A 24,918-nucleotide genomic window follows, 5' to 3' on the forward strand; every position below is an offset into this window, starting at 1 on the left:
TTCTCACACATGGATGTAACAATATTGTTTAATATTTGTCAAATTAGATGATGTGAATTTAAGTTATTGTTAAAATCGTGATGCAGATCACTGTTCGGGGCAAAACGTGCCAAAGATTATGTGTGTTAATTGTAATGATAATGTGAACGGCCTATACTGCCGCCAGGTCTCCGGAACACTCTGCTATCCCGAGCCACCCAGCGTAGTAACCCGTCGATTTAACATCTGGACGCAGTTGTTTTGCATGACGCAGAGTTATAGAAAATGAGCGCTGTCTGACCCGCCTGCAGAAATCCGGAGGATAGGAAACAATAAGAACAGCATGTGGGCAAAACCGTGAAAAAACAAAGACCTGTTAATCTGGATCTGACTACGATCCGGTTTCCCGTAACGGCTATAGCCTCCATCCTCCACCGCGTTTCCGGCGTGATCACCTTTGTGGCCGTCGGTATCCTGCTCTGGTTGTTGGGGTTGTCGCTATCCTCGCCCGAAGGCTTCCTGGTTGCCTCCTCAATCATGGATAGCTTCATCGTCAAGTTCATTATGTGGGGCATCCTCACCGCACTGGCTTACCACGTTGTCGTTGGTATCCGCCACATGCTGATGGATTTTGGCTGGCTGGAAGAGACCCTGGAAGCGGGCGTTAGCTCCGCGCGAGTCTCCTTCATCATCACCGTCGTGCTTTCAATTCTTGCAGGAGTCCTCGTATGGTAAGCAACGCTTCCGCATTGGGTCGCAATGGGGTACATGACTTTTTGCTGGTACGTGCTACCGCCATCGTAATCGCCCTTTACATCATCTACATGATCGGTTTCTTCGCCACCAGCGGTGAGCTGACCTGGGAATCCTGGACCGCCTTCTTCGGCAGCGGATTCACCAAAGTCTTTACTCTTCTGGCGCTGTTCTCGGTATTGATCCATGCCTGGATTGGCATGTGGCAGGTACTGACCGACTACGTTAAACCCGTGGCACTGCGTCTGGTGCTGCAGCTGGCCATCGTTGTGGCGCTGCTGGTTTACGTCATTTATGGATTCGTTGTGGTGTGGGGTGTGTGATGAAATTGCCAGTCAGAGAGTTTGATGCTGTTGTTATTGGCGCAGGCGGCGCAGGTATGCGCGCGGCGCTACAGATTTCGCAAAGCGGGCAGACCTGCGCCCTGCTGTCGAAAGTGTTTCCTACCCGTTCCCATACTGTTTCCGCCCAGGGGGGCATCACCGTCGCCCTTGGTAACTCCCATGAAGATAACTGGGAGTGGCACATGTACGACACGGTAAAAGGCTCCGACTATATCGGTGACCAGGACGCCATTGAATATATGTGTAAGACCGGCCCGGAAGCGATTCTGGAGCTCGAACATATGGGACTGCCGTTTTCACGCCTGGATGATGGACGCATCTACCAGCGCCCGTTCGGCGGCCAGTCGAAAGACTTCGGCGGTGAGCAGGCGGCCCGTACCGCGGCGGCCGCTGACCGTACCGGCCATGCGTTGCTGCATACCCTGTATCAGCAGAACCTGAAGAATCACACCACCATCTTCTCCGAATGGTATGCCCTGGATCTGGTCAAGAACCAGGACGGTGCTGTCGTAGGCTGTACCGCTCTGTGCCTGGAAACCGGCGAAGTGGTTTACTTTAAAGCCCGCGCCACCGTACTGGCTACCGGCGGCGCAGGTCGTATCTATCAGTCCACCACCAACGCGCATATCAATACGGGCGACGGCGTGGGCATGGCTATCCGCGCCGGGGTACCGGTTCAGGATATGGAAATGTGGCAGTTCCACCCAACGGGCATTGCCGGCGCCGGTGTTCTGGTGACCGAAGGCTGCCGCGGCGAAGGCGGCTACCTGCTGAACAAGCACGGCGAACGCTTTATGGAGCGTTACGCACCCAATGCGAAAGACCTGGCGGGTCGTGACGTGGTGGCGCGCTCCATCATGATCGAAATCCGCGAAGGTCGCGGCTGCGATGGTCCGTGGGGCCCGCACGCCAAACTGAAACTCGACCACCTGGGTAAAGAGGTTCTTGAATCCCGCCTGCCGGGTATCCTGGAGCTGTCCCGTACCTTCGCCCACGTTGACCCTGTTAAAGAGCCGATTCCGGTTATCCCAACCTGCCACTACATGATGGGCGGTATTCCGACCAAAGTCACCGGCCAGGCGTTGACGGTGAACGAGAAGGGCGAAGACGTGGTGATTCCTGGTCTGTTCGCCGTAGGTGAAATTGCCTGCGTATCGGTCCACGGTGCTAACCGCCTGGGCGGTAACTCGCTGCTTGACCTGGTGGTCTTCGGTCGTGCTGCGGGCGTGCATCTGCACGAATCCATTGAAGAGCAGGGCGCCCTGCGCGACGCCAGCGACTCCGACGTGGAAGGTTCGCTGGAACGTCTTAACCGCTGGAACAGCACCCGCAGCGGTGAGGATCCGGTTCAGATCCGTAAGGCGCTGCAGGCCTGCATGCAGCATAACTTCTCGGTGTTCCGCGAAGGGGATGCGATGGCTAAAGGGCTGGCCGAGCTTAAAGAGATTCGCGAGCGTCTGAAAAATGCCCGTCTGGATGATACCTCCAGCGAATTTAACACCCAGCGCATGGAGTGCCTGGAGCTGGATAACCTGATGGAAACGGCTTACGCCACCGCACATTCGGCCAACTTCCGTACCGAGAGCCGCGGCGCCCATAGCCGCTTCGACTATCCGGATCGCGATGATGAAAACTGGCTGTGTCACTCCTTGTACCAGCCGCAGAATGAGACCATGACGCGCCGTAAGGTCAACATGGAACCCAAACTGCGTCCGGCATTCCCGCCGAAAATACGTACCTATTAATCGCGGAGGCAAGGTGATGAAACTCGAATTTTCTATCTATCGTTACAACCCGGACGTTGACGATGCGCCGCGTATGCAGGAGTTCACTCTTGAGGCGGAAGAAGGGCGCGACATGATGCTGCTGGATGCGCTAATTCAGCTGAAAGAGAAGGATCCGACCCTGTCATTCCGTCGTTCCTGCCGTGAAGGGGTCTGCGGCTCCGATGGCGTGAACATGAATGGTAAGAATGGTCTGGCCTGTATCACGCCAATTTCGGCGCTGGGCAATGGAAAACAGAAAATTGTGATCCGACCGCTACCTGGATTGCCGGTTATTCGGGATCTGGTGGTAGACATGGGGCAGTTCTACGCTCAATATGAGAAGATTAAGCCTTACTTGTTGAATAATGGAACAAATCCACCTGCCAGAGAGCATTTACAGAGCCCCGATCAGCGTGAAAAACTGGATGGGTTGTATGAGTGCATTTTGTGCGCCTGCTGCTCGACCTCCTGTCCGTCTTTCTGGTGGAATCCGGACAAATTTATCGGCCCGGCAGGCCTGTTGGCCGCGTATCGCTTCCTGATCGACAGCCGCGATACGGAAACCGATAACCGTCTGGAAGGACTGAGCGATGCTTTCAGCGTATTCCGCTGTCACAGCATTATGAACTGCGTCAGCGTATGTCCTAAGGGACTGAACCCGACGCGTGCCATTGGCCATATTAAGTCCATGTTGTTACAGCGCAGCGCTTGACGGTTTCTACCGGGGGCTAGTGCCCCCGGTAGTTCAGGAAGCCTTTAAAAACTGCCACGTAGACAGTTTTTAAAGGTTCCTTCGCGAGCCAGGTTTCAAGCTCGCAGAGAGGGATCGCGGGTCACGCGTGTGAGAGCGCGCGTAGTAGTTATCCACGGCGAAATAAGCAAAATATTGCTTAAGGGATCACGATGCAGAAAGGCGCGATGAAGCCCTGGCTGGACTCCTCCTGGCTGGCGGGCGCAAATCAGTCCTACATAGAGCAACTCTATGAAGACTACTTAACCGATCCTGACTCAGTGGACGTCGCATGGCGTACCATGTTCCAGCAGCTTCCCGGCAGCGGAACCAAACCGGATCAATTTCATTCAAAAACACGTGATTATTTCCGTCGTCTGGCGAAGGATGCCTCACGTTATACCTCCTCCACCTCGATTACCGATCCCGATACCGGCGCCAGGCAGGTCAAGGTTCTCCAGCTGATCAACGCATACCGTTTCCGCGGCCATCAGCAGGCGAACCTTGACCCGCTCGGCCTGTGGAAACAGGACAAGGTGCCGGATCTGGACCCCGCTTTCCACAACCTCACGGACGCCGATTTCCAGGAAAGCTTTAACGTAGGCTCCTTTGCCATCGGCAAAGAGACCATGAAGCTTGGCGATCTGATAGAAGCCCTGCAGCAGACCTACTGCGGCTCTATCGGCGCTGAGTATATGCATATCACCAACACCGAAGAGAAGCGCTGGATTCAGCAGCGTATCGAGTCGGTGGTCGGGCAGCCGAACTTTAGCGAAGAAGAGAAGAAACTTTTCCTGAGCGAACTGACTGCCGCCGAAGGCCTTGAGCGCTACCTCGGCGCCAAATTCCCGGGAGCCAAGCGCTTCTCGCTGGAAGGGGGCGATGCCCTGGTGCCGATGCTGAAGGATATGATTCGTCACGCAGGCAAGAGCGGCACCCGTGAAGTGGTGCTGGGCATGGCGCACCGCGGTCGTCTGAACGTGCTGGTCAACGTGCTGGGTAAAAAGCCCCAGGATCTGTTCGATGAGTTTGCCGGCAAGCATAAAGAGCATCTCGGCACCGGTGACGTGAAGTACCATATGGGCTTCTCTTCCGACGTCGAGACCGAAGGCGGCCTGGTTCACCTGGCGCTGGCCTTTAACCCCTCGCACCTGGAGATCGTCAGCCCGGTGGTGATTGGTTCGGTTCGTGCGCGTCTGGATCGTCTGGACCAGCCTGGCATCAATCAGGTACTGCCGATCACCATCCACGGCGACGCGGCCGTGACCGGTCAGGGCGTGGTTCAGGAGACCCTGAACATGTCCAAGGCTCGCGGTTATGAAGTGGGCGGCACGGTACGCATTGTGATTAACAACCAGGTGGGCTTTACCACCTCGAATCCTGAAGATGCGCGCTCCACCCCGTACTGCACCGACATCGGTAAGATGGTTCAGGCGCCGATTTTCCACGTCAATGCTGACGATCCGGAAGCGGTCGCCTTCGTGACGCGTCTGGCGCTGGATTTCCGTAACACCTTTAAGCGTGACGTCTTTATCGATCTGGTCTGCTATCGCCGCCACGGCCATAACGAAGCCGATGAGCCGAGCGCGACTCAGCCGCTGATGTATCAAAAGATCAAAAAGCACCCGACGCCGCGTAAGATCTACGCCGATCGTCTGGAGCAGCAGAAGATCGCCACCCTGGAAGATGCCACCGAAATGGTCAACGTTTACCGCGATAAGCTGGATGCTGGCGAATGCGTGGTGGACGAGTGGCGTCCGATGAATATGCACTCCTTCACCTGGTCCCCGTATCTGAACCATGAGTGGGACGAAAACTACCCGAGCAAAGTAGAGATGAAGCGTTTGCAGGAGCTGGCTAAGCGCATCAGCAGCGTGCCGGACACCATCGCGATGCAGTCGCGGGTAGCGAAAATCTACAACGACCGTCAGTCCATGGCCAACGGCGATAAGCCGTTCGACTGGGGCGCCGCGGAAAACCTGGCCTACGCCACCCTGGTGGATGAAGGCATTCCGGTACGTATCTCCGGTGAAGATTCCGGTCGCGGGACCTTCTTCCACCGTCATGCGGTCATTCACAATCAGACTAACGGCTCCACCTGGACCCCGCTGGCCCACGTTCACAACGGCCAGGGTGACTTCAAAGTGTGGGATTCGGTGCTGTCGGAAGAGGCGGTTCTGGCCTTTGAATATGGCTATGCCACCGCAGAGCCCCGCACCCTGACTATCTGGGAAGCCCAGTTCGGCGACTTCGCCAACGGCGCCCAGGTGGTGATCGACCAGTTCATCAGCTCCGGCGAGCAGAAATGGGGCCGGATGTGTGGCCTGGTGATGCTGCTGCCTCACGGCTATGAAGGTCAGGGGCCGGAACACTCCTCCGCTCGCCTGGAGCGCTATCTGCAGCTCTGCGCCGAGCAGAACATGCAGGTCTGCGTGCCTTCCACTCCGGCTCAGGTCTACCACATGCTGCGTCGTCAGGCGCTGCGCGGTATGCGCCGCCCGCTGGTGGTGATGTCGCCCAAGTCTCTGCTGCGTCATCCGCTGGCGATTTCGAGCCTGGATGAGCTGGCCAACGGCACCTTCCAGCCGGCTATCGGTGAAATTGACGAGCTGGATCCGAAGGCCGTTAAGCGCGTTGTCTTCTGTTCCGGGAAGGTCTATTACGACCTGCTGGAACAGCGCCGCAAGAACGATCAGAAAGATGTTGCCATCGTGCGCATCGAACAGCTCTATCCGTTCCCGCACCAGGTGGTGCAGGAAGTACTGAAGCCGTTCGCCCACGTACGCGATTTTGTCTGGTGTCAGGAAGAGCCGCTTAACCAGGGCGCCTGGTACTGTAGCCAACACCACTTCCGTGAAGCGATTCCGTCACAGGCCACGCTGCGTTATGCAGGTCGCCCCGCATCGGCATCGCCTGCGGTTGGATATATGTCAGTTCACCAGAAACAACAACAGGATCTGGTCAACGACGCGCTGAACGTCGATTAATTCAAAGGATAAATAATGAGTAGCGTAGATATTCTTGTTCCCGATCTTCCTGAGTCTGTTGCCGACGCCACCGTGGCGACCTGGCACAAGCAGCCGGGGGACAGCGTCCAGCGTGATGAAGTGCTGGTAGAAATTGAAACCGACAAAGTCGTGCTGGAAGTGCCTGCCGTTTCCGACGGGGTGCTGGAAGCCATCCTGGAAGAAGAGGGGGCGACCGTCACCTCTCGTCAGGCGCTGGGACGCCTGCGTGAAGGCGACAGCGGCGGTAAAGAGAGCAACGCCAAAGCGGACACCAAAGAGTCCACCCCGGCTCAGCGTCACTCTGCCTCTCTGGAAGAGCAGAGCAACGATGCGCTCAGCCCGGCGGTTCGCCGTCTGCTGTCGGAGCACAGCCTGGATGCCGCAGCCATTAAAGGGAGCGGTGTTGGCGGTCGTCTGACCAAAGAAGATGTCGAGAAGCACCTGGCCCAGCAGTCCGGCGGCAGCAAAGCGGCCGCAGAACAGCCGGCCGCACAGCCGCAGCTGGGTAACCGCTCCGAGAAGCGCGTGCCGATGACTCGCCTGCGTAAGCGCGTGGCCGAACGTCTGCTGGAAGCCAAAAACTCCACCGCGATGCTGACCACCTTCAACGAAGTGAACATGAAGCCGATCATGACCCTGCGTAAGCAGTACGGCGAAGTCTTCGAGAAGCGTCACGGCGTGCGTCTGGGCTTTATGTCCTTCTATATTAAGGCAGTAGTGGAAGCGCTGAAGCGTTACCCGGAAGTGAATGCTTCCATCGACGGCGAAGACGTGGTTTACCACAACTACTTTGACGTCAGCATCGCTGTTTCCACTCCGCGTGGTCTGGTGACGCCGGTGCTGAAAGATGTCGATCTGCTGGGCATGGCCGATATCGAAAAACGCATTAAAGAGCTGGCGGTGAAAGGGCGTGACGGCAAGCTGACCGTGGACGAACTGACCGGTGGTAACTTCACCATCACCAATGGTGGGGTATTCGGCTCCCTGATGTCCACGCCGATCATCAACCCGCCTCAGAGCGCGATTCTGGGCATGCATGCCATTAAAGAACGCCCGATGGCGGTCAACGGCCAGGTCGAAATCCTGCCGATGATGTATCTGGCGCTCTCCTACGATCACCGTCAGATCGATGGCCGTGAATCCGTAGGCTTCCTGGTCGCAATTAAAGAGATGCTGGAAGATCCGACGCGTCTGCTGCTGGACGTATAAGGGCAAGACGCCCGCCGTAACAGGCCGCCCCGCGAACGGGGCGGTATTCAGTACTCCGAGCGCTAATGCTCCTTAGCCTTAATGGATAGAACACATGAACTTACACGAATATCAGGCGAAACAGCTGTTTGCCCGGTATGGCTTGCCGGCTCCGGTGGGTTATGCCTGTACCACTCCGCGCGAAGCGGAAGAGGCGGCGTCCAAAATTGGTGCCGGTCCGTGGGTCGTTAAATGTCAGGTACACGCCGGCGGTCGCGGTAAAGCGGGCGGCGTAAAAGTGGTTAACAGCAAAGAAGATATTCGCAATTTTGCCGAGCAGTGGCTGGGCAAAAATCTGGTCACCTACCAGACCGATGCTAACGGCCAGCCGGTTAACCAGATCCTGGTTGAAGGCGCGACCGATATCGATAAAGAGCTGTACCTGGGCGCCGTTGTCGATCGCAGCAGCCGTCGCGTGGTCTTTATGGCCTCTACCGAAGGCGGTGTGGAGATCGAAAAAGTGGCGGAAGAGACGCCGCACCTGATCCATAAAGTGGCGCTGGATCCGTTAACCGGTCCGATGCCTTACCAGGGCCGCGAACTGGCTTTTAAACTGGGTCTGGAAGGCAAGCAGGTTCAGCAGTTCAGCAAGATCTTCATGGGCCTGGCGACGCTGTTCCTGGAGCGCGATCTGGCGCTGGTTGAGATCAACCCGCTGGTGATCACCACCCAGGGCGATCTGATCTGCCTTGATGGCAAACTGGGCGTTGACAGCAATGCGCTGTTCCGCCAGCCGGAACTGCGTGAAATGCATGACCCGAGCCAGGAAGACGAGCGTGAAGCGCGTGCGGCTCAGTGGGAGCTGAACTACGTGGCGCTGGATGGCAACATCGGCTGCATGGTAAACGGCGCCGGTCTGGCGATGGGCACCATGGACATCGTGAAACTGCACGGCGGTCAGCCGGCTAACTTCCTCGATGTCGGCGGCGGCGCGACCAAAGAGCGCGTTACCGAAGCCTTTAAGATCATCCTGTCTGACGACAATGTGAAGGCCGTTCTGGTGAACATCTTCGGCGGTATCGTCCGTTGCGATCTGATCGCCGACGGCATCATCGGCGCCGTTGCCGAAGTGGGCGTGAGCGTACCGGTTGTAGTACGTCTGGAAGGCAACAATGCCGACCTGGGCGCCCAGAAGCTGGCCGAAAGCGGTCTGAACATCATTGCAGCAACCAGTCTTACCGATGCGGCGCAGCAGGTTGTCGCTGCTGTGGAGGGGAAATAATGTCCATTTTGATCGATAAAAACACCAAAGTGATCTGCCAGGGCTTCACCGGCAGTCAGGGTACCTTCCACTCCGAACAGGCGATCGCATACGGTACTCAGATGGTCGGCGGCGTAACGCCGGGCAAAGGCGGCACCACCCATCTGGGCCTGCCGGTGTTTAACACTGTGCGTGAGGCGGTAGAGCAGACTGGCGCCACCGCGTCCGTTATCTATGTTCCGGCTCCGTTCTGCAAAGATTCCATCCTGGAAGCCATTGATGCAGGTATTAAACTGATTATCACCATCACCGAAGGTATTCCGACTCTGGATATGCTGACCGTGAAGGTAAAACTGGACGAAGCTGGCGTACGGATGATTGGTCCGAACTGCCCTGGCGTTATCACGCCGGGCGAGTGCAAGATCGGTATCCAGCCGGGCCACATCCATCAGCCGGGTAAAGTGGGCATCGTTTCCCGCTCCGGTACCCTGACCTATGAAGCGGTTAAGCAGACCACCGACTACGGCTTCGGTCAGTCTACCTGCGTCGGTATCGGCGGCGATCCGATTCCGGGCTCCAGCTTTATCGATATTCTCAAAATGTTCCAGGACGATCCGCAGACCGAAGCGATTGTGATGATCGGTGAGATCGGCGGCAGCGCGGAAGAAGAAGCCGCTGCTTACATCAAAGAGAACGTCACTAAACCGGTTGTGGCCTACATTGCTGGCGTTACCGCGCCAAAAGGCAAGCGCATGGGCCATGCGGGCGCGATCATCGCCGGTGGTAAAGGTACCGCTGACGAGAAATTCGCCGCGCTGGAAGCCGCAGGCGTGAAGACTGTTCGTAGCCTGGCAGATATCGGCGAAGCGCTGAAAACCGTACTACCGCAGTAATTTATTCTACTAATAAGATAAAATTCGACATGGTTGGCCACCTCTGGGTGGCCTTTTTTATGGCTGCTGACCGGTAAGATCGCAACAGGGGAGGGGACAAAGCCGAGTTTTGCTAATGGCTTGTTATTGAAAATGAAGCCAAAAGGTATGCTTATTGTTATAAATAAACATCAGGAGAAGTAAAAAGAAAAATTACTGTGATAGTCGTTATAATTTTCATGATTATCCACGAATAAGTGAATCCGCAATTCAGGTTAAATAAACCCATTCCGTGCGCTCTACAGATATTTCCAGAAACCGAAACGCAGTATCGAAGAAACATAAATTTAACACTCATTTTACCGCATGGATTAAAAATGTGTTTTGCGTTAACAGTGGTGAAATAATTTGCGCTAAATCAATACACAAGGCGTTGCAAAGGAGTAAAAAAACGTCGTATTTGCGCCAGATCAAACTGGCTCTTATCGGTTAAATTCGCTATATATTGATCACCGTCGAGAAATGCAAATTTCTACCAGCAAAAACCTATTTATCGTAAGGTTTTTGCGGCGTAATATATTGCGGATCTATTTGGTATTTTTTTTAACGTATTTGTAAACTTTCTCCTGGCGCTTATCCTTTTCACTATGGATGACGCCTTGGGTTAGGGAGCGAATGTATTTCCATTGGGGCATGCGTTGTGGCGTACCGGCTATCCGGTGTGCTGCGTTCGGAGTCTTCATGCGAAGAGCAAGGAGTCAAGATGTTTGATATAGTCGAACTGTCGCGCTTACAGTTTGCCTTGACCGCGATGTACCACTTCCTGTTTGTGCCGCTGACGCTGGGTATGGCGTTCCTGTTGGCCATCATGGAAACGGTCTACGTGCTGACCGGCAAACAAATCTATAAAGATATGACCAAGTTCTGGGGCAAGTTATTCGGGATTAACTTCGCTCTGGGGGTTGCAACCGGTCTGACCATGGAGTTCCAGTTCGGAACCAACTGGTCCTACTACTCTCACTATGTGGGCGACATCTTTGGCGCTCCGCTGGCAATCGAAGGTCTGATGGCCTTCTTCCTTGAGTCCACTTTTGTGGGGCTGTTCTTCTTTGGCTGGGATCGGCTGGGCAAGGTGCAGCACATGGCGGTCACCTGGCTGGTTGCGCTGGGCTCCAACCTTTCCGCTCTCTGGATCCTGGTCGCCAACGGCTGGATGCAGAACCCCATCGCCTCTGACTTCAACTTCGAAACCATGCGCATGGAGATGGTCAGCTTCTCCGAGCTGGTGCTGAACCCGGTTGCACAGGTGAAATTCGTTCACACCGTTGCATCTGGCTATGTCACTGGCGCCATGTTCGTCCTGGCTATCAGCGCCTGGTACATGCTGAAAGGGCGCGATTTCGCTTTTGCTAAACGCTCCTTCGCCATTGCCGCCAGCTTCGGTATGGCTGCGGTGCTGTCGGTTATCGTGCTGGGTGATGAATCTGGTTACGAAATGGGCGACGTGCAGAAGACTAAACTGGCTGCTATTGAAGCCGAATGGGAAACTCAACCTGCGCCAGCGGCCTTCACACTGTTCGGCATCCCCGATCAGGAAAAGCAGGAAAACCGCTTCCAGATTCAGATTCCTTACGCGCTGGGCCTGATTGCTACTCGCTCCGTGGATAAGCAGGTCACTGGCCTGAAAGATCTGATGGAGCAGCATGAAGGACGTATCCGTAACGGGATGACTGCCTACAAGCTGCTGGAAGAGCTGCGTGCCGGCTCTACCGACCAGGGCGTGCGCGATCGCTTTAACGCCGTGAAAAACGATCTGGGCTACGGCCTGCTGCTGAAACGCTATACCGAAAACGTCAGTGACGCGACGGAAGAGCAGATTCAGATGGCGACCAAAGACTCTATTCCCAGCGTACTGCCGCTCTACTTCGCCTTCCGTATCATGGTGGCCTGTGGCTTCCTGCTGCTGATAATCATTGCCGCCTCGTTCTGGACGGTACTGCGTAACCGCGTGGGCGAGAAAAAATGGGTACTGCGTGCCGCGTTTTATGGTCTGCCGCTGCCCTGGATAGCGGTAGAAGCCGGCTGGTTTGTCGCGGAATACGGTCGTCAACCCTGGGCGATAGGTGAGGTACTGCCGACGGCGGTGGCCCACTCAACCCTGAGCGCGGGCGACCTGATCTTCTCCATGGTGCTGATCTGCGGCCTCTATACGCTGTTCCTGGTGGCTGAACTGTTCCTGATGTTCAAATTTGCGCGTCTTGGGCCGAGCAGCCTGAAAACCGGACGCTATCACTTTGAACAGTCCAGCGCTGCCTCTCAGCCGGCACGATAAGACAGGAGTCGAGAAATGATCGATTATGAAGTATTACGTTTTATCTGGTGGCTGCTGATCGGCATTCTGCTGATTGGTTTTGCGGTCACCGATGGATTCGACATGGGGGTCGGCATGCTGACCCGTTTCCTGGGGCGTAGCGATACCGAGCGCCGCGTGATGATTAACAGCATCGCGCCGCACTGGGATGGTAACCAGGTATGGCTGATCACCGCCGGGGGGGCGCTGTTCGCCGCCTGGCCGATGGTTTATGCCGCAGCCTTCTCCGGGTTCTATGTCGCGATGATTCTGGTTCTGGCCTCTCTGTTCTTCCGTCCGGTCGGTTTTGACTACCGTTCTAAGATTGAAGACAACGGCTGGCGCAACATGTGGGACTGGGGCATCTTTATCGGTAGCTTTGTGCCGCCGCTGGTGATTGGCGTGGCCTTCGGTAACCTGCTGCAGGGCGTGCCTTTCAGCGTGGATGAATACCTGCGTCTGACTTACACCGGTAACTTCTTCCAGTTGCTGAATCCGTTTGGTCTGTTAGCTGGCGTTATCAGCGTGGCAATGATCCTGACTCAGGGGGCGACCTACCTGCAGATGCGTACCACCGGTGAGCTGCACCTGCGCGCCCGTACGACTGCGCAGGTAACCGCGCTGGTGATGATGGTCTGCTTCATCCTGGCAGGCGTGTGGGTGGTCTATGGTATCGACGGTTACGTGGTGAACTCGACCATCGATACCCATGCGGCTTCTAACCCGCTGACCAAAGAAGTGGCTCGCGAAGCCGGCGCCTGGCTGGTGAACTTCCAGAATATGCCTGCGCTGTGGGCTATCCCGGCGCTGGGCGTGGTGCTGCCGCTGTTGACCGTGCTGTGCTCGCGCATGGAGAAAGGGGCCTGGGCCTTCCTGTTCTCTTCTCTGACGCTGGCCTGTGTAATTCTGACCGCGGGTATCGCCATGTTCCCGTTCATTATGCCGTCCAGCATTATGATGAACGCCAGCCTGACAATGTGGGATGCCACTTCCAGCCAGCTGACGCTGAACCTGATGACCTATGTTGCTATCGTGTTTGTCCCGATTATTCTGCTGTACACCAGCTGGTGTTACTGGAAGATGTTCGGCCGCATCACCAAAGAGCATATTGAAAGCAACAGCAACTCTCTGTACTGAGTAAGGAGTTAAGCATGTGGTATTTTGCATGGATTCTGGGGACGCTGCTGGCCTGTGCCTTTGGGATCGTCACCGCACTGGCCATTGAGCAGGCCGAGTCTTCAAAAGACGTTAAAGAAAAATCGTGATTGAGTCAGCCGTTACCCGACTTTACGCGATAATGGACAGGGGCCCGTTACGGGCCCTTTCCCTGCTTCTGGCGCTGGTTCTGGCAGGCTGTATTTTCTGGGATCCTTCCCGGTTTGCCGCGAAGACCAGTGCGCTTTCCATCTGGCACGGCTTTGGGCTTATGTGGGCCGTCTGTGCTGGTGTGATCCATGGAGTAGGGTTTCGTCCGAAAAAGGCGCTCTGGAAGGGCGTTTTTTGTCCAATAATCGCACTTCCCGTGCTGTTAATCGGCATTGCGTTTTTCTTTTCGTGAAGCGGCCTCAGGCCGCATTTATGGGCTGTAACCAGCCCATAAATATATTTACGCTTCCCAGGCTTCCCCCCATTCCCAACCCTGTTCCGCTTGCGTATAGTAGCTACGTTTATTGGCATTACCGGGATGTAAAGTGAACGTTGAGCTATTTCGATGGCCGGTTCGTGTCTATTACGAAGACACCGATGCCGGTGGCATGGTTTACCATGCCAGTTACGTTGCCTTTTATGAACGAGCGCGTACCGAGATGTTGCGCCACCACCACTTTAGTCAGCAGGTGCTGTTGGAAGAGCAGGTGGCTTTTGTTGTGCGCAGAATGAACCTGGAGTACCTGGCTCCCGCCCGACTGGACGATATGCTGGAGATTCAGACCCACATCGTTTCCATGCGCGGCACATCGCTCGTATTCTCACAGAAAATTGTTAACGCCGACGGCAAAACCCTGAATGAAGCTGAGGTCCTGATCGTTTGCGTTGATCCAACCACTATGAAGCCCCGAGCGCTTCCCAAGTCTATCGTCGCGGAGTTTAAGCAGTGACTGACATGAATATCATCGACTTGTTTCTGAAAGCAAGTCTGCTGGTCAAACTCATCATGTTGATTTTGATTGGTTTTTCCATTGCCTCCTGGGCAATCATTATCCAGCGCACCCGTATCCTGAATTCGGCGGCGCGTGAAGCTGAAGCCTTTGAAGACAAATTCTGGTCCGGTATTGAGCTTTCACGGCTCTATCAGGAAAGCCAGGGGCGCCGTGACAATCTTGCGGGCTCCGAACAGATTTTTTATTCCGGCTTTAAAGAGTTCGCTCGTCTGCATCGCGCCAACAGCCACGCGCCAGAAGCGGTCGTGGAAGGGGCGTCGCGCGCCATGCGTATCTCCATGAACCGTGAACTGGAAAATCTGGAAACCCATATTCCGTTCCTTGGCACCGTAGGCTCTATCAGCCCATATATCGGTCTGTTTGGTACCGTATGGGGGATTATGCATGCCTTTATCGCCCTGGGGGCCGTGAAGCAGGCCACCCTGCAGATGGTGGCGCCGGGTATCGCCGAAGCGCTGATCGCGACCGCGATCGGTTTGTTCGCCGCGATCCCGGCCGTGATGGCGTACAACCGTCTCAACCAGCGGGTGAACAAGCTGGAACTGAATTATGACAACTTTATGGAGGAGTTCACCGCCATCCTGCACCGTCAGGCTTTCAGTACCAGCGAAAGCAGCAAGGGGTAAACCATGGCCAGAATACGTGGACGGCGTCGGCGCGAGCTGAAGTCTGAAATCAATATCGTTCCACTTCTGGATGTATTGCTGGTGCTGTTACTGATCTTTATGGCAACGGCGCCGATCATCACCCAGAGCGTTGAGGTGGATCTGCCGGATGCGACCGACTCGAAAACAGTCAGCACCCAGGACGAACCGCCGGTGATCGTCGAGGTGGCGGGCGTCGGGCAATACAGCATTGTCGTAGGTAAAGATCGTATGGATCAGCTGCCTTCAGAGCAGGTGGCGGCGGAAGCGCAGCGTCGTCTGCAGGAAAACCCGAAGACGGTCTTCCTGATTGGCGGCGCCAAAGAGGTGCCTTACGACGAAGTGATTAAGGCCTTGAATCTGCTGCATCAGGCAGGTGTTAAGTCCGTCGGGTTAATGACCCAGCCTATCTGATGAGCGGCTGTCTTAACCGAACAGTTTTGGGGAACCTGGAGTGTCAAAGGCAAGCGAAGAAAATGCGAAGCTGAAGCGGGCGATTATCGTTTCAGTGGTGCTGCATATTCTGCTGATTGCGCTGCTGATCTGGAGTTCATTCGATGAACATATCGATGAGTCCGCAGGCGGCGGCGGAGGGGCTATCGATGCCGTGATGGTCGATCCCGGTGCCGTGGTACAGCAGTACAATCGTGAACAGCAGCAGCAGGCAAGCGCCCGCCGCGCTCGCGAGCAGCGTGAAAAGCAGGCTCAGCAGCAGGCGGAAGAGCTGCGCCAAAAGCAGGCCGCTGAACAGGCGCGTCTGAAACAGCTGGAGAAAGAGCGGCTGGAGGCGCAGGAAAAGGCCCGCGAGCAGCAGAAAGAGACTGAGGAAGCGGCGAAGCGCGCTGAACAGCAAAAACAGCAGGCCGAAGAGGCCGCCGCCGCTGCAAAGGCGAAAGCCGAGGCAGAAGCGAAGGCGGCTGCGGCTAAAGCGAAGAAACAGGCTGAAGAAGAAGCTGCAAAAGCGGCTGCGGCCCAGAAAAAGGCGCAGGAAGAGGCGGCGAAGAAAGCCCAGCAGGAAGCCGAACGTAAGGCCGAGCAGGAAGCAGCGAAGAAAGCCGCCGCCGAAAAAGCCGCGGCTGAAAAAGCCGCTGCCGCGAAGAAGGCCGCAGCGGAAAAAGCGAAGGCCGCCGCCGAGAAGAAAGCCGCTGCTGAAAAAGCCGCGTCGGCGCAGGGCGTGGACGATCTACTGGGCGATTTGAGCTCGAGTAAGAATGCGCCGAAAACCGGCGGCGGCGCGCAGGGAAATAATGCTGCGCCGGCCGGGCAGGGGAATAATAAGCATAACGGCGCATCGGGCGCGGAGATCAACAGCTATGCAGCGCAGATCAAGTCAGCGATCGAGAGCAAGTTTTACGATGCCTCTTCGTATGCCGGCAAGACCTGTACGCTGCGCGTGAAGCTGGCGCCAGACGGGCTGTTACTGGATGTGCAGTCCGAGGGGGGCGATCCTGCGTTGTGCCGTGCAGCCGTAGCGGCGGCGCGTCAGGCGCATATGCCTAAGCCACCCAGTCAGGCCGTTTATGAGGTATTTAAAAACGCGCCGCTGGACTTTAAGCCCTGAGGACAGCGCAAGCGGATATCATCCTGCATAATTCAGGTGGCGACAGATGCGCATCCCCGGGGCAGGGCTTCGGGGATGCGCCAGATCCGACATCAGCAGAACGCTGTCGTCGGTCGTCGCCTTCTGATAAAGCGCAGGATTTGAGCGTTATCACTACACCGGTTTGTTAACCTTCTGCTAAATTATCGTGGGTTTCTGGCCCGGATAAGGGAGATAAGATGAAGCAGGCATTACGAGTCGCATTAAGTTTTCTGATGCTGTGGGCAGCCGTCCTGCACGCGGAAGTTCGAATTGAGATCACCCAGGGGGTGGACTCCGCGCGTCCTATCGGCGTTGCGCCATTTAAGTGGGCCGGCCAGGGCGCCGCGCCGGAAGACATCGGCGAGATCGTGGCAGCGGATCTACGTAACAGCGGTAAATTTAATCCGCTGGAGCGCGCGCGTCTGCCGCAGCAGCCGGGCTCTGCTCAGGAAGTTCAGCCTCAGGCCTGGTCCGCGCTGGGTATTGATGCCGTGGTGGTCGGGCAGGTTACACCGAATCCGGATGGCGGCTACACCGTTGCGTATCAGTTGGTAGATACCGGCGGCTCCCCGGGCACGGTACTGGCTCAGAACTCATATAAGGTGAATAAGCAGTGGCTGCGTTATGCGGCGCACACCGCCAGCGATGAGGTCTTTGAAAAGCTCACCGGCATTAAAGGGGCGTTCCGCACCCGTATCGCTTACGTGGTACAGACCAACGGCGGTCAGTTCCCTTACGAACTGCGGGTCTCCGACTATGACGGCTATAACCAGTTTGTGGTGCATCGCTCCGCTCAGCCGCTGATGTCGCCGGCCTGGTCGCCGGATGGCAGCAAGCTGGCCTATGTGACCTTCGAAAGCGGTCGCTCTGCGCTGGTGGTGCAGACGCTGTCTAACGGCAACGTGCGTCAGATAGCGTCCTTCCCGCGTCATAACGGGGCTCCGGCCTTCTCGCCGGATGGCAGTAAGCTGGCCTTTGCGCTCTCTAAAACGGGGAGTCTGCAGCTGTACGTGATGGACCTGGCTTCTGGCCAGATGCGTCAGGTGACTAATGGTCGCAGCAACAACACCGAGCCGACATGGTTCCCGGACAGCCAGAACCTGGCCTTTACCTCCGATCAGGCGGGTCGCCCTCAGGTGTATAAAATGAATATTAACGGCGGCGCGGCGCAGCGTCTGACCTGGGAAGGTGCCCAGAATCAGGATGCGGACGTCAGCGGCGACGGTAAATCTATGGTTATGGTCAGCTCCAACAACGGCAAGCAGAACATCGCCAAACAGGATCTGGCGACGGGGGGCGTACAAACGCTGAGCTCCACGTTCCTGGATGAGACGCCAAGTCTGGCACCGAACGGCACAATGGTTATCTATAGCTCTTCCCAGGGGATGGGCTCCGTGCTGAACCTGGTTTCAACAGACGGGCGTTTCAAAGCGCGTCTACCGGCTACTGATGGGCAGGTCAAATCTCCTGCCTGGTCGCCGTATCTCTGATAACAATTGTGATGAGTTAAGGATAAGAAAATGCAACTGAACAAAGTGCTGAAAGGGCTGATGCTGGCGCTGCCTGTGATGGCGATTGCTGCCTGTAGCTCCAATAAGAGCGCCGACAACGATCAGAGCGGTGCTGGCGGCATGATGGGCGCAGGCAGCGGAATGACCGGCGCCAACGGCGGCAACGGCAACATGTCTGCCGACGAGCAGGCGCGTCTGCAGATGCAGCAGCTGCAGCAGAACAACATCGTTTACTTCGGCTACGACAGCTTTGACGTTAACTCTGAGTTCCAGCAGATGCTGGACGCCCATGCGACCTTCCTGCGTAACAACCCCTCTTACAAAGTGACCATCGAAGGTCATGCGGACGAGCGTGGTACGCCGGAATATAACATCGCCCTGGGCGAGCGCCGCGCGAACGCGGTGAAAATGTACCTGCAGGGTAAAGGCGTGTCTGCCGACCAGATAGCCATTGTCTCCTACGGTAAAGAGAAACCCGCAGTACTGGGTCACGACGAAGCGGCTTACGCTAAAAACCGTCGTGCGGTACTGGTCTACTAAGAGAACGGCATGAGCAGTAACTTCAGACAATCTCTGATGGCTCTGTCGTTGCTGGTTGGCGTAGCGGCCCCTCTGGGGGCCGCTCATGCCCAGGCGTCAATCAGTAACGTCGGTTCCGGCTCGGTCGAAGACCGGGTCACCCAACTCGAGCGCATCAGCAATGCGCACAGCCAGCTATTAACTCAACTCCAGCAGCAGGCTGCCGATAACCAGACGGATATCGCTCAGCTGCGCGGTCAGATCCAGGAAAACCAGTACCAGCTCAACCAGGTTGTCGAACGCCAGAAGCAGATTCTGCTGCAGATAGAGAGCCTGAACGGTGGTAATGCCGGACAGCAGCAGGGAAACGCAGGGGCTCAAAGCGATGCGCCAGCGCAGGGCGCAGCAGCGGGTGCGGCTTCCCAGGAGACCGGTAATGCGGGAAAGGCGGTTCAGGGCGGTGATGCCAACAGCGACTATAATGCCGCCTTTGCGCTGGTACAGGCAAAGCGTAGCGATGAGGCGGTTGCGGCATTCCAGAACTTTGTGAAAAAGTACCCTGACTCCACCTATCAGCCCAACGCTAACTACTGGCTGGGTCAGCTCTACTACAACAAGGGACAGAAGGACAGCGCGGTACACTACTTCGCTCTGGTGGTGAAGAGCTATCCTAAGTCTCCTAAAGCGCCTGATGCGTTTTACAAAGTAGGGACTATCATGCAGGAGAAAGGCGACAAGGATAAAGCGAAGGCCGTTTATCAGCAGGTTATCAGCAAGTATCCGGGCACCAGCGCCGCTACCCAGGCGCAAAAGAAACTTTCCGCGCTCTGATGGGCGCGGCATAGCCTGAATATGCTGGTTTTCTGCGCGTGGCGTGTGAATCCTGAGCGGTCAGACGTTGGTTGCCAAAATTAAGGTTGCGTCAGCGTCTTAAATCAGTAATATATGCCGCCGTTGCCGGGGTTAAGTGATTAACCCGTAGTGACGAAAAGTGGGTCGTTAGCTCAGTTGGTAGAGCAGTTGACTTTTAATCAATTGGTCGCAGGTTCGAGCCCTGCACGACCCACCACTTTAAAATCTGGTAGCAGTACGCAGTGGGTGATTAGCTCAGCCGGGAGAGCACCTCCCTTACAAGGAGGGGGTCGGCGGTTCGATCCCGTCATCACCCACCACTTCGGGTCGTTAGCTCAGTTGGTAGAGCAGTTGACTTTTAATCAATTGGTCGCAGGTTCGAGCCCTGCACGACCCACCATTTCGAAGATGCGTAATACCCCTTGCGGGTCGTTAGCTCAGTTGGTAGAGCAGTTGACTTTTAATCAATTGGTCGCAGGTTCGAGCCCTGCACGACCCACCACTTCGAAAAATGCGTACCCCCCTTTGCGGGTCGTTAGCTCAGTTGGTAGAGCAGTTGACTTTTAATCAATTGGTCGCAGGTTCGAGCCCTGCACGACCCACCAATATATCTTTCCGGGACGCCTGAGGGCATCCGGGGAAGTGGAAAAGCCGCACCCTGGTCATCAGGGTGCGGCTTTTTTTCGTCTTGCTGTTTCCGTGTGAGCCTGGTGTCTGCCTGGGCATTAGACTCACGGCTATCTTCCTGTCTTCCCTTTTCGCCGTTCGGTTATGCCGGAATCCATCTGGCCACGCTATGAAAACGCCTGAGATTGCCTCCAGGGGGCCGTGTGGCCTTCCCATATACCAGAAGGTAGAAGGCATTACTCCGCGCAGCGTTTATCAGGTCATGAGCTTATCGTGAGGATACCGATCCGCGCCAGAAGGGAATGTCCCCGCCAGGTTAGCTTATCACCCGTATCATTACTTCCTGGAATTTCTTTAAAACGCTCATTTTTATTTTTTTTATAAATAGCCGCAAAGTCTTCAGATGACCAAAAAGGGAGTCTGGCCGTTGTTAGTTTTTTCAACAAGGAGAGCTATTTTGGAGAATAAAAATGAAAAAGGGAGCGCTGAAAGAAGCCAGCTACCGGGCCAGGAACCGTTATACAAATATCTTGGTGACGGGAGGTTCCTGTTTAGATCTCAGAAAAAATATTGCTATCTGAAAAAGCTTAACGCTTTAGGCTGGACATGGGTCATGGACAGGGCTGATGGCAAAGGGATTGCGATGTGTAATGCCAGCACGCTTGAAAAGATTGCCGGTACGCTTGCCATACTCGGCCTGTTACCTGCGCCGTTATATAGCGCTGAACAGGCTCAGGCGGCAAATGACGCGATGGCGGGCTCTGGCGCCCTTGTCGCGGAGCGAAATCCGGGAGGACCCCAGCTCTCATGGGCCGGAGCGGGAGCGATGACACTGAGCGGTGCGGCCGAACTGGCTTTGACAGCGGGAATTCGCAGCGCAGTTGCCGAATTAGCCAGTGCGCTGGCTGGAGGCGTGGTATTAACCTCTATTTTTTATTCGCCGCCAGTAGGCGAAGGGAGCGACCGGGTGCCGGGGCGGGATTACGATGCCATGCTCTCCATGAGTGGCCACAACTTTTCTGAGAGTGGGATTCAATTCGAAGAGGGGGCAACCAGCGTGGAGCTGCCTGTTCGCGCTGCGCTCAGCTATGAAGAGGGCCAGCTGAGCCTGAAACTCATCAAAACGGGGGAAGGGATACCCGGCACAGTACCGGTACTCACTCCCGTGCGCGATGAAGCGACCGGGCTGGATATCATTACATTGCCGGCTGTCGGGGCAACGCCGCCCAGGACGATATTAATTAATCCTGTTCCTGCGCCATCGGGAACAACCCATACCGGAAATACCGGCCCGTTGCCGGTAACGCCGGTACATACCGGCAGTGAGATTAAGGTCCTGAAACCCGTGGTTATATTGCCATCTCCGTGGCCATATCCTCAACGCTGGTTTGACTTTGTTTACTGGCGACTGGATGCGAAAGGGACCGGGATAGAGCCGGTATATGTCGTTATCAGTAATATCTACGGGGAAACGGATACGGTCGGTAAATATAGCGGACGGGAGTATAATTCTAAAAAATGCGGTGGCCCGATTCTGGATCTTGACTGGAGGAGCGCCCGTATTGACCGGAAAGGGGTGGACAAGGTGAAGCTGCATACCGGACGATTTGCTGAGTCGGATGCGAACAAGGTGATGATTGCCCGTCTGGAGAAAATTTTGCAAGGTGAGCTACAGCCCACCGATACGGATAAACGATTTTATACCCATGAAATCAGGGAGCTGGAGCGTTATCGCAACCTTGGCATAAAAGACGGTACAGTTCCCAAAAATTTTCAAGAACAAAAAGCTATATGGAACAATACGCATTCCGCTACTCTGGAAGACTATAAAATAGATGAGCGAAATAAGCCTTTATACTCTTCTGATGCTATAAAAGCGGCAGAGGAACAAGCAAAAAGGGAAGAGCTATGATTGATTTTAAGGCTATGATTGAGAAAGAAAGAGTTTACGATGTGGTGTCCTTCTTTGCTGGCTGTACAAAAGGGATTGGTTATCCGCAGTTGGATAATTTTTTTGTTCGTTACCGATTTAATGTTGTTAGCAATGGTGAACTATCGAAAGTCTTTGACGAAATGCTCAGAGATGGGGTTGTCAATTTTGGAAATAAAATGCTGGTAATAAAAGGTCCCAACTGGAAAGAACCTAAATTCGTGACCGAGAAAAAATACGGAATCAGCTAATATTACACTTTCAAAGCCAATCGGAAGGTTGGCTTTGCTTACCTTATTTTATTAATTCTGGTACATATCAGGCGATTTGCTGAGTCGGATGCGAACAAAGTGATGATTGCCCGTCTGGAGAAAATTTTGCAAGGTGAGCTACAGCCCACCGATACGGATAAACGATTTTATACCCATGAAATCAGAGAGCTGGAGCGTTACAGGAATCTTGGAATCAAGGATGGTGTTCTTCCAGAAAATCGAGCTGAAGTATGGAATAACACTCATACGGCGACACTGGAAGATTATCAGTTGAGCTCTGATGAAAAGCTTTTGTATACGCCTGAAGCTTTGATTTTTCAGGAATAGATATTGAGGTATGTCAATGATTGATTTTGATGCAATGGTTAAGAATGAAGATATGGCGGATGTTATTTTGTTTTTGGTCAGCCGGAGAGAAGATGGCATGTCCTATCCGTCAATCGACCGATTTTTTGGCAGACATAAGGCCGATGAAAAATATAGATCTTATAACATCAAGCTAATTCATGAGACAAAAAAGTTGGAGGATAATGGTAGTGTTCTTGGTGGGAAAAGCTATAAAAAAGGTCCCAACTGGAAAGAACCTAAATTTGTAACTGAGAAAAATACGGAATCAGCTAATATCACACTTGCAAAGCCAACCGGAAAGTTGGCTTTGCTTACCTTATTTTATTAATTCTGGTACATACCGAACGATTTGCTGAGTCGGATGTGAATAAGGTGATGATTACGCGTCTGGAGAAAATTTTGCAAGGAGAGCTAACAGATAAACGATTTTATATCCATAAAATCAGAGGGCTGTAGCGTTATCGGGCGCCAGGGATCCTGATGGAGTATCACCTGATGTTGATGGTACTACGTGGAATAATACTCATACAGCAGCACTGGAAGACTACAAATTAAGTAGCGAGCGCTCTCTGCTATACAGGTTAGAAGCATTAAAATCTGGCGGTGAATAAATTCAGAGATTATATATGATTGATTTTAAACCTATGTTTGAAAATGAACAAATCCGGGATATCATTTTATTTTTATCGGGACGAAAAGGGAACGGGATATCTCACCCTCAATTAGATGGATATTGTACTATGTATGGTACTCAACGGATATCAAACATTGAGTTGATTTCATTAGTGAAAAACATGCGAGAAAAAGGTGATATATCATCTAATGGAAAAGGTGGTTATAAAAAAGGCCCCAACTGGAAAGAGCCCAAATTCGTGACTGAGAAAAAATACGGTATCCGTTAATGCCCTGTAAGCAAAGCGACCCCAATGATAGCTTTGCTTGCCCTTCCACAAGGCAGGTTTTGCAGCGCACTGAAGCACCGGCCCCTACTTATGGGTAAAATAACAGACGACAACGCGGAAACGATCGGCTATCTTGTTTAGCATATAAAACGATTAGCGGCTTCTTATGGGCATCGGAGCGCGTAAAGGCCATATTTGTTAAGTTGACGAAACGAGATTAGCGATGAGCGTGATGTTCGATCCCCAGACGGCCATCTATCCCTTCCCGCCCAAGCCGGCGCCGTTAAACCCTGAGCAGAAGCGGCACTACCGAGAGCATATCAAAACGCTGCTGAAAGCGCGCGATGCCGTTATGGTGGCGCATTACTATACTGACCCTGAAATACAGGCCCTTGCCGAAGAAACCGGCGGTTGCGTGGCGGATTCGCTGGAAATGGCGCGCTTCGGCGCCAGCCATCCCGCCTCCACGCTGCTGGTTGCCGGGGTGCGTTTTATGGGCGAAACCGCGAAGATCCTCAGCCCCGAAAAGCGGGTATTGATGCCGACGCTCGACGCGGAATGTTCGCTGGATCTCGGCTGCCCCGATGACGCCTTTAACGCATTTTGCGATAAGCACCCGGATCGCACCGTGGTGGTCTATGCCAATACCTCGGCAGCCGTTAAGGCCCGTGCCGACTGGGTGGTGACTTCCAGCATTGCCGTGGAGCTGATTGAGCATCTCGATGCCATGGGCGAAAAGATCCTGTGGGCGCCGGATCGTCATCTGGGGCGTTACGTACAGAAGCAAACCGGTGCCGACGTACTGTGCTGGGACGGCGCCTGTATCGTGCATGACGAATTCAAAACCCAGGGATTGCTGCGCATGAAGGCGCTTTATCCGGATGCTGCCGTGTTGGTGCATCCTGAATCGCCCCAGAGCGTGGTGGATATCGCCGATGCGGTTGGTTCCACCAGTCAGTTGATTGCCGCCGCTCGTCGCCTGCCACAGCGCCAGATGATTGTCGCCACCGATCGCGGTATTTTCTACAAAATGCAGCAGGCCTGCCCGGATAAAGAGCTGATGGAAGCGCCGACCGCCGGGGAAGGAGCCACCTGTCGCAGCTGTGCACACTGTCCCTGGATGGCGATGAACGGCCTTGAGGCCATCGCTCGCGGTCTGGAACAGGGCGGCGCGCAGCATGAGATCGATGTGGCTCCGGCGCTGCGTGAACGGGCGCTGCTACCGCTCAATCGCATGCTCGATTTTGCGGCGACGCTGCGCCAGTCTGTAAAGGCATAATAGTGTGGCGCCGGAGGGCGAATGGATATCTTCAGTACCCCA

Annotated in this window: 25 protein-coding genes and 5 tRNA genes; all 30 read left to right on the forward strand. The window is 54.7% G+C overall.

Annotated features, from left to right (window positions below):
- The first annotated feature begins 324 nt into the window (after positions 1 to 324).
- The 30 genes from sdhC to nadA all read left to right on the forward strand — a co-directional run bounded on the left by sdhC (position 325) and on the right by nadA (position 24,876).
- Positions 325 to 714, forward strand: coding sequence for a succinate dehydrogenase cytochrome b556 subunit (gene sdhC / locus FEM41_RS13410; RefSeq protein ID WP_138096447.1), 390 nt, complete (start codon positions 325 to 327; stop codon positions 712 to 714).
- Complete coding sequence (sdhD, locus tag FEM41_RS13415) at positions 708 to 1,055, forward strand: succinate dehydrogenase membrane anchor subunit (protein WP_138096448.1); 348 nt, start codon at positions 708 to 710, stop codon at positions 1,053 to 1,055. The genes sdhC and sdhD overlap by 7 nt, the downstream gene beginning before the upstream one ends.
- Positions 1,055 to 2,821, forward strand: coding sequence for a succinate dehydrogenase flavoprotein subunit (gene sdhA / locus FEM41_RS13420; protein WP_138096449.1), 1,767 nt, complete (start codon positions 1,055 to 1,057; stop codon positions 2,819 to 2,821). The genes sdhD and sdhA overlap by 1 nt, the downstream gene beginning before the upstream one ends.
- Positions 2,822 to 2,837: 16 nt before the next feature.
- Positions 2,838 to 3,554, forward strand: coding sequence for a succinate dehydrogenase iron-sulfur subunit (locus FEM41_RS13425; protein WP_138096450.1), 717 nt, complete (start codon positions 2,838 to 2,840; stop codon positions 3,552 to 3,554).
- A gap of 191 nt (positions 3,555 to 3,745) precedes the next feature.
- Positions 3,746 to 6,559, forward strand: coding sequence for a 2-oxoglutarate dehydrogenase E1 component (sucA, locus tag FEM41_RS13430; RefSeq protein WP_138096451.1), 2,814 nt, complete (start codon positions 3,746 to 3,748; stop codon positions 6,557 to 6,559).
- Positions 6,560 to 6,574: 15 nt separating this feature from the next.
- Positions 6,575 to 7,789 carry a 2-oxoglutarate dehydrogenase complex dihydrolipoyllysine-residue succinyltransferase gene (gene odhB / locus FEM41_RS13435; protein WP_138096452.1) on the forward strand — a complete coding sequence of 405 codons (1,215 nt, stop codon included), beginning with the start codon at positions 6,575 to 6,577 and terminating at the stop codon, positions 7,787 to 7,789.
- A gap of 94 nt (positions 7,790 to 7,883) precedes the next feature.
- Positions 7,884 to 9,050: an ADP-forming succinate--CoA ligase subunit beta gene (sucC, locus tag FEM41_RS13440; RefSeq protein ID WP_138096453.1), complete on the forward strand. Its 1,167-nt coding sequence runs from the start codon at positions 7,884 to 7,886 to the stop codon at positions 9,048 to 9,050.
- Positions 9,050 to 9,922 (forward strand): succinate--CoA ligase subunit alpha, encoded by an 873-nt coding sequence (sucD, locus tag FEM41_RS13445; protein WP_138096454.1) that lies wholly within the window; start codon positions 9,050 to 9,052, stop codon positions 9,920 to 9,922. Before sucC ends, sucD begins: the two co-directional genes overlap by 1 nt.
- 742 nt (positions 9,923 to 10,664) lie before the next feature.
- Positions 10,665 to 12,233 (forward strand): cytochrome ubiquinol oxidase subunit I, encoded by a 1,569-nt coding sequence (gene cydA, locus FEM41_RS13450; RefSeq protein ID WP_138096455.1) that lies wholly within the window; start codon positions 10,665 to 10,667, stop codon positions 12,231 to 12,233.
- 15 nt (positions 12,234 to 12,248) lie between these two features.
- On the forward strand, positions 12,249 to 13,388 hold the full coding sequence (gene cydB / locus FEM41_RS13455; RefSeq protein ID WP_138096456.1) for a cytochrome d ubiquinol oxidase subunit II: 1,140 nt from the start codon (positions 12,249 to 12,251) through the stop codon (positions 13,386 to 13,388).
- Positions 13,389 to 13,402: 14 nt separating this feature from the next.
- Complete coding sequence (gene cydX, locus FEM41_RS13460) at positions 13,403 to 13,516, forward strand: cytochrome bd-I oxidase subunit CydX (protein WP_138096457.1); 114 nt, start codon at positions 13,403 to 13,405, stop codon at positions 13,514 to 13,516.
- A gap of 32 nt (positions 13,517 to 13,548) precedes the next feature.
- A complete protein-coding gene (gene ybgE / locus FEM41_RS13465) occupies positions 13,549 to 13,809 on the forward strand; it encodes a cyd operon protein YbgE (RefSeq protein ID WP_241666642.1) in 261 nt (86 codons plus the stop codon).
- 133 nt (positions 13,810 to 13,942) lie between these two features.
- On the forward strand, positions 13,943 to 14,347 hold the full coding sequence (gene ybgC, locus FEM41_RS13470; RefSeq protein WP_138096458.1) for a tol-pal system-associated acyl-CoA thioesterase: 405 nt from the start codon (positions 13,943 to 13,945) through the stop codon (positions 14,345 to 14,347).
- On the forward strand, positions 14,344 to 15,036 hold the full coding sequence (gene tolQ / locus FEM41_RS13475) for a Tol-Pal system protein TolQ (RefSeq protein ID WP_138096459.1): 693 nt from the start codon (positions 14,344 to 14,346) through the stop codon (positions 15,034 to 15,036). The genes ybgC and tolQ overlap by 4 nt, the downstream gene beginning before the upstream one ends.
- Positions 15,037 to 15,039: 3 nt before the next feature.
- Entirely contained in the window at positions 15,040 to 15,468 is a 429-nt protein-coding gene (tolR, locus tag FEM41_RS13480; RefSeq protein ID WP_138096460.1) for a colicin uptake protein TolR, read from the forward strand.
- 40 nt (positions 15,469 to 15,508) lie between these two features.
- Complete coding sequence (tolA, locus tag FEM41_RS13485; RefSeq protein ID WP_138096461.1) at positions 15,509 to 16,615, forward strand: cell envelope integrity protein TolA; 1,107 nt, start codon at positions 15,509 to 15,511, stop codon at positions 16,613 to 16,615.
- Between the two features lie 218 nt (positions 16,616 to 16,833).
- The gene (tolB, locus tag FEM41_RS13490) at positions 16,834 to 18,126 is read left to right on the forward strand and encodes a Tol-Pal system beta propeller repeat protein TolB (RefSeq protein ID WP_138096462.1); all 1,293 of its coding nucleotides are present in this window, start codon (positions 16,834 to 16,836) and stop codon (positions 18,124 to 18,126) included.
- Positions 18,127 to 18,156: 30 nt separating this feature from the next.
- Positions 18,157 to 18,687: a peptidoglycan-associated lipoprotein Pal gene (gene pal / locus FEM41_RS13495; protein WP_138096463.1), complete on the forward strand. Its 531-nt coding sequence runs from the start codon at positions 18,157 to 18,159 to the stop codon at positions 18,685 to 18,687.
- A gap of 9 nt (positions 18,688 to 18,696) precedes the next feature.
- On the forward strand, positions 18,697 to 19,497 hold the full coding sequence (gene cpoB / locus FEM41_RS13500; protein ID WP_138096464.1) for a cell division protein CpoB: 801 nt from the start codon (positions 18,697 to 18,699) through the stop codon (positions 19,495 to 19,497).
- Between the two features lie 162 nt (positions 19,498 to 19,659).
- Positions 19,660 to 19,735, forward strand: a tRNA-Lys gene (locus FEM41_RS13505).
- A 27-nt stretch (positions 19,736 to 19,762) separates the two neighbouring features.
- Positions 19,763 to 19,838, forward strand: a tRNA-Val gene (locus FEM41_RS13510).
- Between the two features lie 4 nt (positions 19,839 to 19,842).
- Positions 19,843 to 19,918 (forward strand) — tRNA-Lys (locus tag FEM41_RS13515).
- Between the two features lie 26 nt (positions 19,919 to 19,944).
- Positions 19,945 to 20,020 (forward strand) — tRNA-Lys (locus FEM41_RS13520).
- Between the two features lie 27 nt (positions 20,021 to 20,047).
- A tRNA-Lys gene (locus FEM41_RS13525) sits at positions 20,048 to 20,123 on the forward strand.
- 479 nt (positions 20,124 to 20,602) lie between these two features.
- On the forward strand, positions 20,603 to 22,057 hold the full coding sequence (locus FEM41_RS24905) for an S-type pyocin domain-containing protein (RefSeq protein ID WP_241666496.1): 1,455 nt from the start codon (positions 20,603 to 20,605) through the stop codon (positions 22,055 to 22,057).
- Positions 22,054 to 22,326, forward strand: a complete 273-nt coding sequence (locus FEM41_RS13535) for a hypothetical protein (protein WP_138096465.1) — start codon at positions 22,054 to 22,056, stop codon at positions 22,324 to 22,326. Before FEM41_RS24905 ends, FEM41_RS13535 begins: the two co-directional genes overlap by 4 nt.
- A gap of 102 nt (positions 22,327 to 22,428) precedes the next feature.
- Positions 22,429 to 22,674, forward strand: coding sequence for a pyocin (locus tag FEM41_RS13540; RefSeq protein WP_241666643.1), 246 nt, complete (start codon positions 22,429 to 22,431; stop codon positions 22,672 to 22,674).
- Positions 22,675 to 22,684: 10 nt separating this feature from the next.
- The gene (locus FEM41_RS13545; RefSeq protein ID WP_241666497.1) at positions 22,685 to 23,023 is read left to right on the forward strand and encodes a hypothetical protein; all 339 of its coding nucleotides are present in this window, start codon (positions 22,685 to 22,687) and stop codon (positions 23,021 to 23,023) included.
- A 298-nt stretch (positions 23,024 to 23,321) separates the two neighbouring features.
- Entirely contained in the window at positions 23,322 to 23,597 is a 276-nt protein-coding gene (locus FEM41_RS13555) for a hypothetical protein (protein WP_138096467.1), read from the forward strand.
- Positions 23,598 to 23,820: 223 nt separating this feature from the next.
- Positions 23,821 to 24,876, forward strand: coding sequence for a quinolinate synthase NadA (gene nadA / locus FEM41_RS13560; protein WP_138096468.1), 1,056 nt, complete (start codon positions 23,821 to 23,823; stop codon positions 24,874 to 24,876).
- Positions 24,877 to 24,918 lie beyond the last annotated feature (42 nt).

The organism is Jejubacter calystegiae (assembly GCF_005671395.1).
GTDB classification, from domain to species: domain Bacteria; phylum Pseudomonadota; class Gammaproteobacteria; order Enterobacterales; family Enterobacteriaceae; genus Jejubacter; species Jejubacter calystegiae.